Annotated in this window: 12 protein-coding genes and 1 pseudogene; 10 read left to right on the forward strand and 3 right to left on the reverse strand. The window is 59.8% G+C overall.

Annotation, left to right across the window (positions count from 1 at the left end; translation table 11 throughout):
• Positions 1-600: 600 nt before the first annotated feature.
• On the forward strand, positions 601-1,515 hold the full coding sequence (locus HFC70_RS13155) for an SDR family oxidoreductase (protein ID WP_168473710.1): 915 nt from the start codon (positions 601-603) through the stop codon (positions 1,513-1,515).
• 63 nt (positions 1,516-1,578) lie between these two features.
• Here HFC70_RS13155 and HFC70_RS13160 read toward each other — a convergent pair whose 3' ends face one another.
• Positions 1,579-2,523 carry an AraC family transcriptional regulator gene (locus tag HFC70_RS13160; RefSeq protein WP_168473711.1) on the reverse strand — a complete coding sequence of 315 codons (945 nt, stop codon included), beginning with the start codon at positions 2,521-2,523 and terminating at the stop codon, positions 1,579-1,581.
• 94 nt (positions 2,524-2,617) lie between these two features.
• Here HFC70_RS13160 and HFC70_RS13165 point away from each other — a divergent pair, with 94 nt between their 5' ends.
• Positions 2,618-3,565, forward strand: coding sequence for a zinc-binding alcohol dehydrogenase family protein (locus tag HFC70_RS13165; RefSeq protein WP_168473787.1), 948 nt, complete (start codon positions 2,618-2,620; stop codon positions 3,563-3,565).
• Between the two features lie 46 nt (positions 3,566-3,611).
• Here HFC70_RS13165 and HFC70_RS13170 read toward each other — a convergent pair whose 3' ends face one another.
• Both HFC70_RS13170 and HFC70_RS13175 read right to left on the reverse strand, forming a co-directional pair.
• Positions 3,612-4,259, reverse strand: coding sequence for a DedA family protein (locus HFC70_RS13170; protein WP_168473712.1), 648 nt, complete (start codon positions 4,257-4,259; stop codon positions 3,612-3,614).
• Positions 4,260-4,463: 204 nt separating this feature from the next.
• Positions 4,464-5,801, reverse strand: a complete 1,338-nt coding sequence (locus HFC70_RS13175; RefSeq protein ID WP_168473713.1) for an MFS transporter — start codon at positions 5,799-5,801, stop codon at positions 4,464-4,466.
• A gap of 163 nt (positions 5,802-5,964) precedes the next feature.
• On the opposite strand from HFC70_RS13175, the gene HFC70_RS13180 reads away from it, so the two are divergent.
• The 8 genes and pseudogenes from HFC70_RS13180 (at position 5,965) to HFC70_RS13215 (ending at position 14,686) form a co-directional block, all read left to right on the forward strand.
• Positions 5,965-6,888 (forward strand): AraC family transcriptional regulator N-terminal domain-containing protein, encoded by a 924-nt coding sequence (locus HFC70_RS13180; protein ID WP_368669645.1) that lies wholly within the window; start codon positions 5,965-5,967, stop codon positions 6,886-6,888.
• A gap of 288 nt (positions 6,889-7,176) precedes the next feature.
• On the forward strand, positions 7,177-7,647 hold the full coding sequence (locus HFC70_RS13185) for a DUF2147 domain-containing protein (protein ID WP_168473714.1): 471 nt from the start codon (positions 7,177-7,179) through the stop codon (positions 7,645-7,647).
• 261 nt (positions 7,648-7,908) lie between these two features.
• Positions 7,909-9,411 (forward strand): class I SAM-dependent methyltransferase, encoded by a 1,503-nt coding sequence (locus HFC70_RS13190; protein ID WP_256368924.1) that lies wholly within the window; start codon positions 7,909-7,911, stop codon positions 9,409-9,411.
• Between the two features lie 237 nt (positions 9,412-9,648).
• Positions 9,649-10,113, forward strand: coding sequence for a (2Fe-2S)-binding protein (locus tag HFC70_RS13195; RefSeq protein ID WP_168473716.1), 465 nt, complete (start codon positions 9,649-9,651; stop codon positions 10,111-10,113).
• A 10-nt stretch (positions 10,114-10,123) separates the two neighbouring features.
• Entirely contained in the window at positions 10,124-12,433 is a 2,310-nt protein-coding gene (locus HFC70_RS13200; RefSeq protein ID WP_168473717.1) for a molybdopterin cofactor-binding domain-containing protein, read from the forward strand.
• 16 nt (positions 12,434-12,449) lie between these two features.
• Positions 12,450-13,177 (forward strand): annotated as a pseudogene (locus tag HFC70_RS13205) (SDR family oxidoreductase).
• A gap of 87 nt (positions 13,178-13,264) precedes the next feature.
• Complete coding sequence (locus tag HFC70_RS13210) at positions 13,265-13,858, forward strand: SAM-dependent methyltransferase (protein ID WP_168473789.1); 594 nt, start codon at positions 13,265-13,267, stop codon at positions 13,856-13,858.
• 207 nt (positions 13,859-14,065) lie between these two features.
• Entirely contained in the window at positions 14,066-14,686 is a 621-nt protein-coding gene (locus HFC70_RS13215) for a (2Fe-2S)-binding protein (RefSeq protein WP_168473718.1), read from the forward strand.

Raw genomic sequence — 14,686 nt, forward strand, 5'->3', positions numbered from 1 at the left:
AAGCTTCTGCTTCGTCAGCCATTTTTCGGCGTAAGATTCGATCATGGAAATCATGTGATTGGAGTATATTCTGATAGCCGGTTACAGGACGGGCACGACACACCTGTGATAACCGACTCCACATTTGTCCTGTGCAACTCGTTCCTATTTGAAGTCACCGAAGTCTCCGCTCAAATCGGAAGATCAGGCAGGTTTTTCAGCGCTTTGGATATAGCAGCTCGGCCACAGTTCGGGCATCCTGATGCTTGAAAGTTAGAAGTGGACGACTGAGAATAGCCGATGTCACTGCACAGGACTTCGTCTTCAAATTCAATCTGTCTCCAGCTTCGAAATGACACGTCGGGCTTTGAGGGGACCGCGCTTGGAAAAAGATACGGCGTTAAACACCGTCTATAATGTGAAACACGGTTGAGACAAAGCGGTGTAGTTGAGCATCCGTCGATATCGGCTGTTGCTTGAGAATTCTGGCGAACAGGAAAACCGCTGCGCGCTGCTGTGGCCAATGCAATCCTTCGCCCGTAATGCCGGTCGAGAAGAAGCCCTTGGCGGATCACACGCACGTCCCGCAATTACAACCAACCAGTAGAGAAAACAAATTCCATGGCCAAATGGACTTCAAAAAACATGCCGCCACAACATGGCCGCACTGCGCTCGTTACGGGAACTGGCGGGTTGGGCTATGAAGACGCAATGGCCCTGGCCCGCGCCGGAGCCAGAGTTGTTCTGGCCGGTCGCAATCCCGAAAAGGGCAATAAAGCGGTCGCAGCCATTCGAGAGAGCGTTCCAGGAGCGCAAGTGCGCTACGGCAAGGTCGATCTCGCCAACCTCGCGTCGATTGCGGAATTCGTCGCTGAATTTCAGCAGAACCAAGAGAGCCTCGACATCCTGATCAATAATGCGGGTGTCATGACACCGCCTCAGCGTCGCGAAACCGCAGACGGCTTTGAGCTGCAGTTCGGTACCAATTATCTCGGTCATTTCGCCCTGACCGGGTGCTTGCTGCCGATGCTGATGAACGGTCGTAACCCGCGTGTCGTGACCTTGGGAAGCGTTGCGGCACGCGGCGGAAAAATCGACTTCGGGGACCTGCAGGCAAAAGACAAATATCGCGCGATGCCTGTTTATAGCCAATCCAAGCTGGCCTGCGTCATGTTTGCCCTGGAACTTGACCGTCGCAGCAAGGCCAAAGGCTGGGGCATCGAAAGCATGGCAGCACATCCCGGGATATCCCGTACCGATCTGCTGGCAAACGGAGCCGGACAGAACAGCACCGCAGCCAAGATGCGCCGCTGGTTTCCGTTCCTCTTCCAGCCTGTCTGGAAGGGCGCTTTGCCAACACTTTTTGCCGCAACCGATCCGTCAGCTGGTGGTGGCCAGTATTACGGGCCAGACCGACTCGGCGGCACACGCGGATATCCCACACTTGAAAAGCCGCCCCTCAACGCGTTGGACAAACAGGCTGCGGCGCGTCTCTGGGACATCTCTGAGCAACTGACCGACGTCACATTTCCCTGACACACATCCGGCCGGCGCAAATACCTTAGTGGCATGCGCATGGTCCAGGTTGCAGAACAAACATCAGGCCGAATAGGCGCTCGTGGCAGCTTGTTTTTCGGTATGTCGGTAACGGCCGGGCGACTGGCCGATGATCCGCCTGAAAGCCGTGTTGAACGAATACTCCGACGTATAGCCGGACGCCAGGGCAATCTGGCCTACCGTCTCGTGTCCGGTCGCCAGTTTCTGGCAGGCCAGTATCATGCGCCAACGGGTGAGGTGCGCCAGAGGCGTCTCGCCGACCCGGGACCGGAAATGCCGCGCAAAGCTTGATCGCGACATTGCAGCGCGTGCGGCAAGGTCATCGAGTGTCCACGCATGAGAAGGCTGCGAATGCATGGCGGCGATGGCAGCGTTCAATCGCGGGTCTGCAAGCGCGGCAATCCAGCCGATTTCCGTCTGTGCGGAAGAAGACAGGTAGAGCCGCAAGGCCTGTGCCAGCATCATATGCGACAGGTTCTGCGCGATCTGTGACGAACCCGGCCTCGCCTCCCGCAATTCATCCATCATCATGTCGATGAAAAGCTTCATGGTTGCACTTTCGCGAACAGTGTCGATCCTGATCAGTGGAGGCAAAGCCTGCAACATCATGCCGGCATGCGGACCCGCCAGGTCAAATCGGCTTCCCACCAGGAAGACATCGCCGCCGCCATTGTGGACCACTACCTCGCCACTGCGGTTGGGATCCAGCACCTCGCTGGCCAGTCTGGGCTCGGTGTCCAGATCACTGGCAATCACGGCGGTTCGCCCGCTTGCAAGCACGAAGCAGTCACCCTCCCCCAACTGCAAGGCGCGGTCGATGCCGGCAACCCAAAGCCAGCAGCGGCCCTTCATCACGACGTAACATTTGATCCGCCCAGCCAGGTCGTCGAGGGTCAGCGCCCAGGAACCACCCGCATCAAACCCGGCGGTGATGTAGCTGCGAGGCACGAGCACGGAAAGCACTTCCGACAGTGGATCGAACGTCATTTGATACGCTCACGAATGAATATGACCTTCTGCAGTATAGTGAGTGCAAATGGGCTGCGCTAGAAGAAATCATCGTTCGAGAAAGGATCAGACTATGAAAGCTGCAGTCGTCAATGCATTTGGTGAAACGCCGTTGTTTCAAGACTTTCGAGCGCCCGAGGCTGGAGACGGCGAAACGGTCGTGACGGTCCAGGCGGCGGCGATCAGTCCCATTGTCAGGGCGCTGGCGTCGGGCAGACATTATTCGAGCAGCATGGCTGCCGGTTTCGTGCCTGGTGTAGACGGTGTCGGCATCACTCCGGAGGGGCAGAGGGTCTATTTTCTCTTTCCGAAATCACCCTTCGGTTCGCTGGCTGAACAATCGCTGGTCCAGAGGGCCATGACCGTGCCGGTGCCGCATGGTCTCGCCAGCGACAAAGCGGCTGCGATCGTTACCGGTGGATTGGCGTCATGGGTCGCCTTGTCCCGCCGCGCCCGGCTGGTCCGGGGAGAAACCGTGATGGTCCTCGGCGCCACCGGCGCTTCCGGTAGCATGGCGGTTCAAACCTCGCGATTTCTCGGTGCAAAGACAATCATAGCTGTTGGGCGCGACAAGGCGAGACTGCAAGGCCTCGATGCAGAGGTGAAAATCACGCTCGACGACCAGGCCGATGCGATGCTTCGCGCAGAGTTTGACCAGGGCGTGGATGTGGTTCTCGACTTTGTCTGGGGTGAACCGGCGGCACGCGTCCTGAAGGCAGCGACAAGAGACCGCGGTTCGCGATCGGGCGAGCCACGCCTGCGCTTCGTTCAACTCGGAACGATGGCCGGCGACGAGATTTCCATACGCGGCGACATGCTGCGAAGCACCGGCCTGGAACTGATGGGCAGCGGCATTGGTAGTGTCGCGGTCGCGGACCTCATGGCGGGCGCTGGTGAACTTCTGGCTGCAGCGCCCGCAGCCGGACTCGATACGCCGTTGGAGACCATGCCTTTGTCTTCGATCGCCGAGGCATGGAACGGCAATCCTGCCATCCGTTACGTGCTGGCCCCGACGGAATAGCAAGATAGCATGACAGTGGCTCATCTGCCTATCACCACAGGCACTCCTAACTCCCAGAAGCGCCGATGACCGTGGTGAACTTTCGGTGTTGACGCAAAAGCCGGGTGAACCAGACGATGACCGCCTCGGCGATCAGCATGAACCCCAGAACAAGCAGGGCAAGAAACGTCGTGTTGGTCGCGACGGCTGCTTCTGACACGTAATAGCCGATCGCCAGAAAGAGGCCATTCCAAACTGCTATGCCGGCCATCGATGCCGTCAGAAACCCATAGGGTCGATCCCGCATAAGGGCGCCCAAGGCTGGCGCGACCAGCCGTAAGGTAGGCACGAGCTGGAACGAGAAGGCCAGTGCGATGCGGTGTTGGCTCAATGTGGCAAGACAATTGTCGGTTCTGGCAGGCGCGATCCTCAAAAGCTGACTGATGCGCCGCAGAAGGCGCATCATCCGTTGGTATCCGAGGGACGTGACGATGCAGAAGGTTGCAGCCAGTCCGACTGCGCTGCCGACGGAGGTTACCAGCCATGCGCCCGCAAGTGACCATGCGCCTTCCGCCGCTCCAACACCGATGGCCAGATAAAGTCCGTGCGACGGCAGAATGGGGATCAAACGCTCGGACAGGGCAGCGACGAACAGGCCCAGCAGGCCGAATCCGCTGACCCAAACGATGATTTCGGCAACGGGATCCAGTCCCATGGTCTGTACCTCTTCCTGTCCGGGCGGACCTTCGTTGAGTATTGGCGGCCACCGAGGTCGCTGAGCCGGGGGAGCATTCATCCTCGGTGGCCTGGAGATCGCTCTTTGAGGGGTGAAGCGACCTCCGTCGGATCGGCAAGGAGCGTGGGGAAACGTCTCCGATCCGATAGGGTGTGAGCGCATCGGTCAGCTGCGCCGGACAATTCAGTTGGGGCGTGGCGCAAGCGCCATGCGGCGATTGCCGATCAGCATGGCCACGCCGGTAACCATGCTGGCGGCCGGCACGACCAGCAGCCCGACCGAAAGAGGGTTGGCGAATTGCGCAATTGTCGCCGCGTCGCTGATCAAGCCGACCAGGAGCGGCCCCAGTGCAGGACCGAGCAGACCGGACCCCACCATGACGAGGCTGGATGCCATAGCCTCCCTGCCCCTGCCAGCGACGAGATGGGCAGTACCAAACCCCCATGGCAGCATGAATGCAAAGGAAAACATGCTTGGCACCAGCAGCGCGATCGACATCCAGCCGATCGGCGCAAACAGTGCCGCCGTGGTGGTGAGGCTGGCGAGCAGAAAGATGATGCCCGGCGGGCCGAGCAGGCGCCCGGAACCTGAGCGCACGGCGCGGTCGAACATACGTCCACCAAGGAGTGTTCCGGCAATGCCCATCAATCCCTGCAGGAGGCCAAACGCCAGTCCGGCCTCACCGGTACTCAGCCCGTGGGTGCGAATGAGAAAAGGGGCTGTAAACACATAAAACGGCGCTGCTGCAAAACTTCCGGCGATCGCCCCGATAAACAGCCATCGAAAGGTGGCCGACGAAAGAAGTTTCAGGCTGGCACGAAAGAATGGTTCGCTGGCTGTGCCGGTGGATCGAAGCGGCGGGGTTGCGCCCACTACGACAAAGGCCAGCAGGCCGATCGCCGCGCTGATGGCGCCGGCACCCACCAGCGCGACCCGCCAGCCGAGCGTATCGATAACGGCACCGCCGGCTGCAAAGCCCACCATAGTGCCAAGCGGAATACCCATGGCAAAGAGACCGATCGCAAGACCGCGGCGTTCAAGCCTTATCTTTCGCGCAATGATCGCATGGCCGGCCGGCGTGCCACCGGCTTCCCCAAGGGCGACGCCGAACCGCGTCCCCGCTAAAGCCACAAAACTCGCCGCCATCCCTCCGAGAGCCGTCATCGTGCTCCAACCGAGGATGCACAAAACCAACACGAAACGGGGAGAACCACGATCGGCAAGACGCGCGAGCGGCAGCGAAAAAAGCGAGTAACACACTGCGAAGGCAGCGCCTGTTAGCAAACCTACCTGCGTATCACTGAGAGATAGCTCTTCCTTGATCGATTCCGCCATGATGAAAGGAAGTATTCTGTCTATCTGCGAGACAGCGCTGACCAGAAACAGAATAACCAATAGTGCTGGAACGCGCCATCCGCCGATGCATTCAACTGTACTGTCAGAAAACTCATGATTATTCACGTTTACATCATTTTCCATCACTTTTTCATTATCTGTTGACGGATGAACCGTTTCTGTCATGCTGATCCGGCCCCTGGTTTTGCTTGCACGTCGAAGCTAGAGGGAGTTCACCATGAACAAAATGCCCATTACCCCAAGAAACTTGCCTATTACTACATTGGACGATACGACTCCGGTCAGGGGCCAACTGTTGCGTTGGCCCGGCAGCCATCTGGAGGGTCGTGTGTCGTCAGCGCTTCTTGCCGAGGTCAATGCATATCTCGACGCCCAGGGTGGCGGAGAGGGCTTGTTTCCAACCCAGATGGGCACCGTGCACATCATAAGGGCGTACGAGCAGCGCATGCCAATGCGCCAACTCTACAAACCGTCGATGTGCGTGGTGCTCAAGGGCGCAAAGGAGATCATGTTCGGCGAAGACCTCCTTCGGTACGGCGCCATGCAATGCCTTGTCGTCAGCATGGAGATGCCCGCCAGCGGCCGGGTCGTCGAAGCCAGCCCGGATTCACCTTATCTCGGCATCACCATCGACCTCGACGTCGGCATGCTCCGGGAGGTTCTGGAGCAGCTGGAGACGCCGCCGGTCCCGTCCCAAGAACAAGCCGGCTGTGCCTTTGTCGGCAATGTTGACGAACCGCTGGCGGAATGCATCCTGCGCCTCATCCGCATGTCGCAGACACCCAAGGCGATCCCCATCCTCTTTCCGTCGATCATGCGGGAGCTCTGCTACTGGCTCCTGACCAGTCCCAACGGTGGCGAACTCTGCCAACTGGCGCTGCCGGAATCCAATTTCATGCGCGTCGGTAAGGCCATCTATTTTCTCCGTGCCAATTACGCGCAATCGTTGCGTGTCGACCAGATGGCGGAAGTGGCAGGCATGAGCGCCTCGTCGTTCCACCAGCACTTCAAGGCACTCACCTCAGTGACGCCGCTTCAGTTTCAGAAGCAACTGCGTCTTCTGGAGGCAAGACGCCTGATGGTTGCAGATGCCGCAGGTGTCGAAGATGCGGCCTATCAGGTCGGCTATCAGAGCCCATCGCAATTCAGCCGCGAATATACTCGGATGTTCGGCGTCGCGCCTAAGCGCGATGCCTTGAACCATCAGCGCATGTATAGCCAATACGCGAGCCGCAAGGTTCGCAGCGCATGACAGGCCATATATTCGCCGCCGGGGCCATCTGGCCGGCGGCGAATCTTCGACCGGTGTCCCATGATCCTCACCGAAACCAAGACATTGGCTTGAAACCGCGCAGGATCAGGCAGTATTTTCAGGCGAATTGGCATTCGCATACACTGGGGCGAGAGATAGTTTCCCAAGCGACATCCGGTAGCCGGCCTTTCCGTGGTCTCGTCGACTTGATCGAGACGTGGGGTGCGGTCAGGCGACCATGGATCAACGGGCTTGTCCCAGCGTCGCCATCAGAAGGAAACTAACAATATGCCGAAATTGCTGAAAGACGCCGTTCTGGCGCTGGCTGTTCTTGCCGGTCTGACCACCCTGTCGATCGTCTCCGTCTTCGCACAGGCGTCTTCGCCCGACGATATCATCGGTATATGGGCATCCGATGACGGGGCCTTCAAGTTCGAGATGTTCGACGCCGGAGAAACCTATGCGGCGCGGGTCATTTTCGCGCAGCCGCTGCTCGAGGCTGACGGCAGGACGTTCAAGAAGGACACCCTTAATCCGGATCCGACGCTCCGAGACCGTTCCCTTGCGGGCATCGTTTTCATCAGCGGTCTGCAATGGAATTCCGCCAATGGCCGCTGGGAAGGTGGTCGCCTCTACAGTGCCGCGACCGGTCGGACCGTATCCGCCCGCGCCACTTTAACGGATGGGGTGATGGAATTGCGGGCCTATATGGGAACGCCTGCGCTTGGCCGCGCCACCATGCTGCGGCGCGTGCCCTGATCGCAACAGTCTGCCGCGCAACACCGCCCGCCGCAATGACGGTACCGGTCGGCGCACACAACTTGCAGGACCGTGATCGCCGCCCGGCACTGCGCGCAAGTGCCCGGGCGGCAAAACGATTGCATGGCGGCAGTGGTCTCCTCCCCGGAGCGATCCACCGGCTCCATCCTGCCGACGGGCGAACCATAGGGAAACACGCCAATGACATGGTCCAATGGCTACTTTACCGATCTCAACTACACCCACGGATACTATACCGAAATGAGCCCCGCGACCTTGCGGCTCGCATGCCTCTGCAACGCCGTCGAAGCGCAGATACCCGACGAACCCTCCTATCTGGAACTTGGTTTCGGGCAAGGCGTGTCGATCAACATGCACGCCGCGGCATCGACAGGTGCGTATTGGGGCACGGATTTCAATCCTTCCCAGACGGTGGAAGCCCGCAAATTTGCCGAAGCCTCAGGCGCCAACATCCATCTTTTCGACGATTCTTTTGAGGAATTTGCGACGAGAGACGATTTGCCGGACTTCGACGTCATTGCATTGCATGGCATCTGGAGCTGGATTTCCCAGAAAAACCGCGCGACCATCACCGACATCATCCGGCGCAAGCTGCGCCCCGGCGGCGTCGCCTACATCAGCTACAATTGCCTGCCCGGCTGGGCCCCGGCCATTCCGATCCGCAAGCTCATGTCCCTCTATCGGGATTACGGGACAGCGAAGATGGCAAATCCGAACGAGATGATCGATGGAGCGCTGCAGAGCATTGAAGAGATCGCCGGTGCCGGGTCCGCCTATTTTCGCGAGAACCCGGCTGTCCGTCATCATGTGAAGGCCATGGCGCAGCAGGGCCGCAGTTATCTTGCCCATGAATACTTGAATGCCGACTGGCACCTCGAGCACTTTGCCGACATGGTCCATTCCCTTGATGATGCCAAGCTCACCTATGTAGGCTCGGCGCGTCTGCTCGATGGCATCGATTATTTCCAGATGGAAGACGCCGCGATCAAACTGATCGCGCGGGTCGGCCATCCCGTCATGCGCGAAACCGTTCGCGACTACATGATCAGCAGACGTTTCCGCACCGACGTTTTCGTCAAAGGCGCGCGCCTTCTCTCCAGCGTGGAACATCGTGATGCCTGGAACGCCCAGCTTTTCGTCCTCTCAAGGTCGCTGATCGACATTCCGAAGAAAATCGCCTGCGGCAGGGGAGAGGTCGAATTGCCGACGGAGAAGTACGACCGGATCATCGAGGCGATGTCCGACCACGGATACCGGCCGAAAACTGCCAAGGAGATTTACGAGCACAAGAGCATGCGGTCACTCAACCAGCAGGACGTGATCAGCATGTTGACCGTACTCACCGGTGCCGGTTTCGCAAGTCCCGCTCAGGTGCCTTCCGCGCGGGTGATGGAGCAATGCCGGGCTCTGAACGCCTATATCCTCCAGCGAGCGCGTATCAGTTCCAATCTGCGATACATGGTGTCGCCGGTCACCGGCGGCGGGATTACCCTGCCTCACATGGCGCAGTTGTTCGTCATCGCCTGCAGCGAAGGGGAAACTAACCCGGAGGTCATGGCTGATCGGGTGTGGCAGTTCCTCGAAGCGTCTGGTGAACGGGTTGTCAGGGATGGCAAAAGAATAGAGTCCAGGTCGGAAAACCTGAAGGAGGTTCTGGCGGCGGCCAACAGGTTTCTTAGCTACGAACGCCCCTTGCTCGAAGCCCTAGAGGTCATCGATCGTGACCAGTCGAGCAGGGCATGACCTGTTCTCGGAAGATGCGGCTACATAGCAGCTCAAGGGTCCGGCCGGCGCCTTGTTGCCGGCGGCCAAGATCCGCGGGATCCTAAACCCAAATAAACCCGGAGGATCAGGCAGATTTTCTGCGCGTATGGGCATGGTGACCACGCATCCCGGCAAGGTACGATCAGGCCATATCGAGCAATCGGGTTTCGTTCAGCAAGCCGCGCCCGTCTGCAAAAAACCAGCCAGGAGATCGACATGACACTTCTCACAGTCAACGGCCTTCGCATGGACATTGCCGCCGAGGACGACAAGCCACTCTTGTGGGCGCTCAGGGAAGATGCCGGGCTGCTTGGACCCAAATACGGATGCGGGATCGCCCAGTGCGGCGCATGCCGGGTGCTGATCGACGGCGAGTCGACGCCTTCCTGTTCTGTTTCCCTAGGCAGCGTCAACGGGGCGTCGATCACCACTGTCGAGGGGCTTTCTGATCAGGACGGCACGCTGTCGATCCTGCAGCAGGCCTGGATCGATGAACAGGTACCGCAATGCGGCTATTGCCAGCCCGGTTTCCTGATTGCTGCAACCGCTTTGCTGGCACAGGTGCCACAGCCCAGCGACACGCAAATCGACGAAGCGATCACGAATATTTGTCGCTGTGGCACCTATCAGCGTATTCGAAAAGCCATTCATCGCGCTGCAGTGGCGCTCTCCCATAACTGAGGAGCCTCCCATGCCCCGTCTTATATCACGACGTGCCTTTCTTCTGACCGGCGCAGCCGTCTCCGGGACGGCCCTCGTCGCAGCCGTCGGCGGTGTCGGTTACCTCGCAACCGTCGACGTGGACGGACTTGGCGGCCATGTCGACGGCGACAGCGGCGTTCTCAATGCCTTCGTCGTCATCCATGCTGACGGCAGGATGGTCATCAACGTGCCGAAGACCGAAATGGGACAGGGAATTCACACCGGCCTTGCCATGGTGGTGGCCGAGGAACTCGACATTCCCTTCGACGAACGGATCAGCGTGGCATTTCCCGTTGAACCGTTGCCGGCCTATTCCGTTTGGTTCAACATGCTTCAAGTCCGGCCGGAAGAGGCGTCAGGCCCTGTCGTCTGGCTCGGGCGGCGGGTGATCGGACAACTCGGCTTCATCGCCACCGGAGCGTCGGGATCGACGATGGGAATGTGGCATCCGATGCGGGTGGCTGGCGCTTCCGCGCGCCACATGCTGCTTGCCGCAGGGGCGTCACGCCTGGGCGTACCCGTGGCGCAACTGACCACCGGGGATGGTTTCGTCCGGCACGAAGCATCCGGCCGCAGCCTGTCATATGGCGAACTGGCCCGCAAGGCCGCGGTTCTGCCCCCGCCTGATGAACCCGTGTTGAAGCCCGCTCGCCAATGGCGGCTGATCGGCAAATCGCAGCCGCGTGTCGACCTGCCCGCCAAGGTCCGCGGCGAGCCGGTATTCGGCGCCGATGTCGTCCGGCCCGATATGCTCCACGCCGCCATCCGACACGCGCCGGTGTTTGGCGCTGAGGTGGCCCGCGTTGTCAATGAGGCCAAGGTGCGCGCTGCCCATGGCGTGGTGGACGTCGCGGTGATCGACAACCGCCAGGTTGCCATTGTGGCCGATTCCTGGTGGCGCGCCGAACAGGCTGCATGGCTAGTCGAGATCGAATGGTCGAAGACGCAAGCAGACGCCGTCACCAGTGTGGAGATGGCCGCCCGACTACAATCGGCGCTTCAGACCGAAGACCCCTACGACCATATCAACGAGGGCGACGTGGACGCGGTCATCGCAAGCGGCTCTGCGTCGGTGATCGAGGCCAGCTACGAGGTGCCTTTCGTCACCCATGCCTGCATGGAGCCGATGAATGCGACGGTGATCGTCCGGCAGGACGGATCCGCGGAAGCCTGGGTGCCGTCCCAATCTCCCTTCGCAATACGTCAGGGGGTGCTCAAGGGTGCCCGGTGGGCAGGTGTGGAACCCGAAACTGTCACCTGCAACGTGACGATGAACGGCGGTGCGTTTGGCCGCCGCAGCGACCAGGATGTGGTTGCCCAGGCAGGCTTTCTCGCGGCCCGCCACCGGGGTCGGCCGGTCAAGGTCATGTGGTCGCGCGAAGAGGACATGGCACGCGGGCTTTACCGCAGCCATGCGGCCGCGCGGCTGAGAGCGGCTCTGGGACCGGATGGAATGCCCATCGCTTATGATGCACTGGTTGCGTCGCAGTCCATCATCGATTCGATCGCCGGCCGTAATTTGCCCATCAACCCCGGTCCGGAGGGCGACGCCCTGACGGTCGAGGGACTGGACAAGCGTCACTACACCATTCCCAACCGACGCATGCGAAGCCAGAACGTACCGAGCCACATACCGATTGGCTTCTGGCGCTCGAACGGGTTCTCGTTCAACACGTTTTTCACCGAGAGTTTCATCGACGAATGCGCTCTCGCCGCAGCAACGGATCCCCTGGACTATCGCCGGGCTCTGCTCAGAGACAATCCCCGCCATCTCGCGGTGTTGAACCGGGTGGCCGAGATATCAGGCTGGGGCACCCCGCTGCCGCCAAGTCGTGGACGCGGGATCGCCATGGAAGAATGCTATCGCAGTATCGTCGCACAGGTGGCGGAAGTCACGATTGCCCCGGACGGCGAGATCACGGTCGACCGCGTATTCTGTGCCATCGATGTGGGCATGGTGATCAATCCCGACGCGGTGGTCGCGCAGATGGAGGGTGGCATCGTCTTTGGTGTGACCACGGCACTGATGAGCGCCATCACGATCGACAGCGGCGGCGTGGTCGAAACCAATTTTCACGACTTCCCGATGATCAGGATTGCCGACTCTCCGGATATTTCAGTTGCGATCATTGACAGCGATCTGCCGCCAGGCGGTGCAGGCGAGCCCGGCATAGTTCCGGTGGCAGCAGCATTGGCCAACGCAATTCATGCCGCAAGCGGTCGCCGTCTGCGTTCCCTGCCCCTGGCAGCAACAGAGACGATCGGTGAACGACAGACGCGGCGCATGCTGCGAACTTGAAAACAGGACATATTGGATGAAAGGCGAAAAAGTCGTTGTAATCACCGGTGCCAGCAGCGGCATAGGTGAAGCGACCGCGCGGCATCTTGCAGCGCGCGGCTGCAAGATTGTGCTTGGTGCACGCAGCAAAGACAAGCTCTCGCAAATCGTGGACGAGATCCGCTGGGACGGTGGAGCGGCGGAGTGGGTCGAAATTGAGGTCACCCGTCGCGACGATGTTGACGCCCTTGTCAAACACGCCATGACTACGTTTGGCCGAGTCGATGTTTTTGTCGCCAATGCCGGGTCATGCCGATTGGGCCGATGGATGACCTTGCCGTCGCCGATTGGGAACTGATGGTCGACGTGAACATCAAGGGCCTGCTCTGGGGAATTGCCGCAGCGCTTCCTGTCTTCCGCAAACAGCAGTCCGGCCACTTCGTTGCAATCGCATCGACGGCTGCAAGGAAGATTGTCCCGAACATGGCAGTCTACGCGGGCACCAAGGCCGCCGTTATCGGCATCTGTGATGGATTGCGCCAAGAAGTGGCTGGCGACCTACGCGTCACCACCGTGCTGCCTGGCTACACGGCGACCAACTTTGCCCAGCACATCCGTGACGAGAGAATTCGAGCACAAAAGGAAACAGGCGCAGCCGTCGCCATGCCAGCGGAAGCCGTGGCAGCCGCGATTGCCTATGCGATCGACCAGCCTCACTCGGTCGATGTCGGCGAGATCTTAATCCGTCCAACGGCGCAGGCCTGAGGCACTGACATGTCTTCCCGCGCACATTTTGAGATAAACACAAAGGATTAATGCATGTCCGTGGCTCCGCAGATCAACAATGCATACGTGCCGTCCGACCGCGCCCGGTTTCTGCGCGCCTGGCTTCAAAACCCGTTGCATGTTGCATCGGTCACGCCGTCAAGCCGGGCGCTCGCCCAACTGATCACCAGTGAAATCGGCGTTGACACCGGACGGGTCATCGAGCTTGGCCCCGGGACCGGGGTCTTTACAGATCTGCTCCTGGAGCGGGGCGTGCGGGAGCGAGATCTGACACTGATCGAACAGGAGGTCGGATTCGTTGCGATGCTGGAGAACCGCTATCCCTTGGCGAGCGTGCTGACGATAGACGCCGCTCGGCTCGGTCGACACCTGCAGGGTGGTGGCAAATACGGCGCAACCGTCAGTGGCCTGCCTTTGCTGTCGATGTCGCCGCGCAAGGTCATGGCCATATTGCGGAGCTGTTTTCATCTGATGGAGGCGCGTTCCGGCTTCTATCAGTTCACCTACGGCCCGCGTTGCCCCGTGCCGCGCCGGATCCTCGATCGGCTGGGGTTAAAAGCGGCCCGCACCGGCTGGACACCCCATAACCTGCCGCCGGCAGCGGTCTATCGCATTTCGCGGCGTCCCGAATTGTGGTGGCAACACGGCGCCGTCGAATGAGGGCTGGTCGTGCCGATCGGCAGCCGGGCAGCGCAAGCAGCCACCCAACCCGTTCATCTCGATTGGGAAGTCTATCTTACCAGCGCGAGTAGAGATTAGACGGTTATCTTCTCAGCCATGGCGAACTATTCTCGATCTGCTGCGACCTTGAGGCAATTGGCCTGCAAGCGGATGGCAGCGAGAATTTGCAAACACCAAGGAGTTCATATGTCGGACCCGCAAGATACGCGATTTCCTGAGATCACCCGCAGACAGGTGTTGGAAGTTGGAACGGTTGTTTCAGTGTCCGGAATGATGCTGCCGACTTCGGGGCAGGCCCAGTTGTCTGGTCCACAAGCCTCGCCGGAAAACGGCGTGACGGTTGGCCTTAACTTCCGCGTCAACAGTAAAGAAACGAGTCTGGAAATCGATGCCCGTGCCTCATTGCTGGATATGTTGCGTGAACGCTTGCAGCTTGTTGGCGCCAAGAAGGGATGCGATCACGGCCAATGTGGCGCCTGCACGGTTCACATTGACGGCCGTCGAGTGGCTTCCTGCCTGACGCTTGCAGCCAAGGCGAATGGCCGAGAGGTGACCACCATTGAAGGGATCGCCGGACAGGACCGTCTCCATCCGATGCAACAGGCCTTCATCGATCACGACGCCTTGCAATGCGGATACTGCACGCCTGGCCAGATCATGGCTGCGATCGCCTGCGTCAGGGAAGGTCATGCCACAACGCCTGATCAGATCAGAGAATACATGAGCGGAAACATCTGTCGTTGTGGCGCCTATGTCGGCATCGTGGCAGCCATCGAGCAGGCCGCTCCTCAAATCGAGCGGAGCTAA

The sequence above is a fragment of the Agrobacterium sp. a22-2 genome (assembly GCF_012276985.1).
Lineage (GTDB): Bacteria > Pseudomonadota > Alphaproteobacteria > Rhizobiales > Rhizobiaceae > Allorhizobium.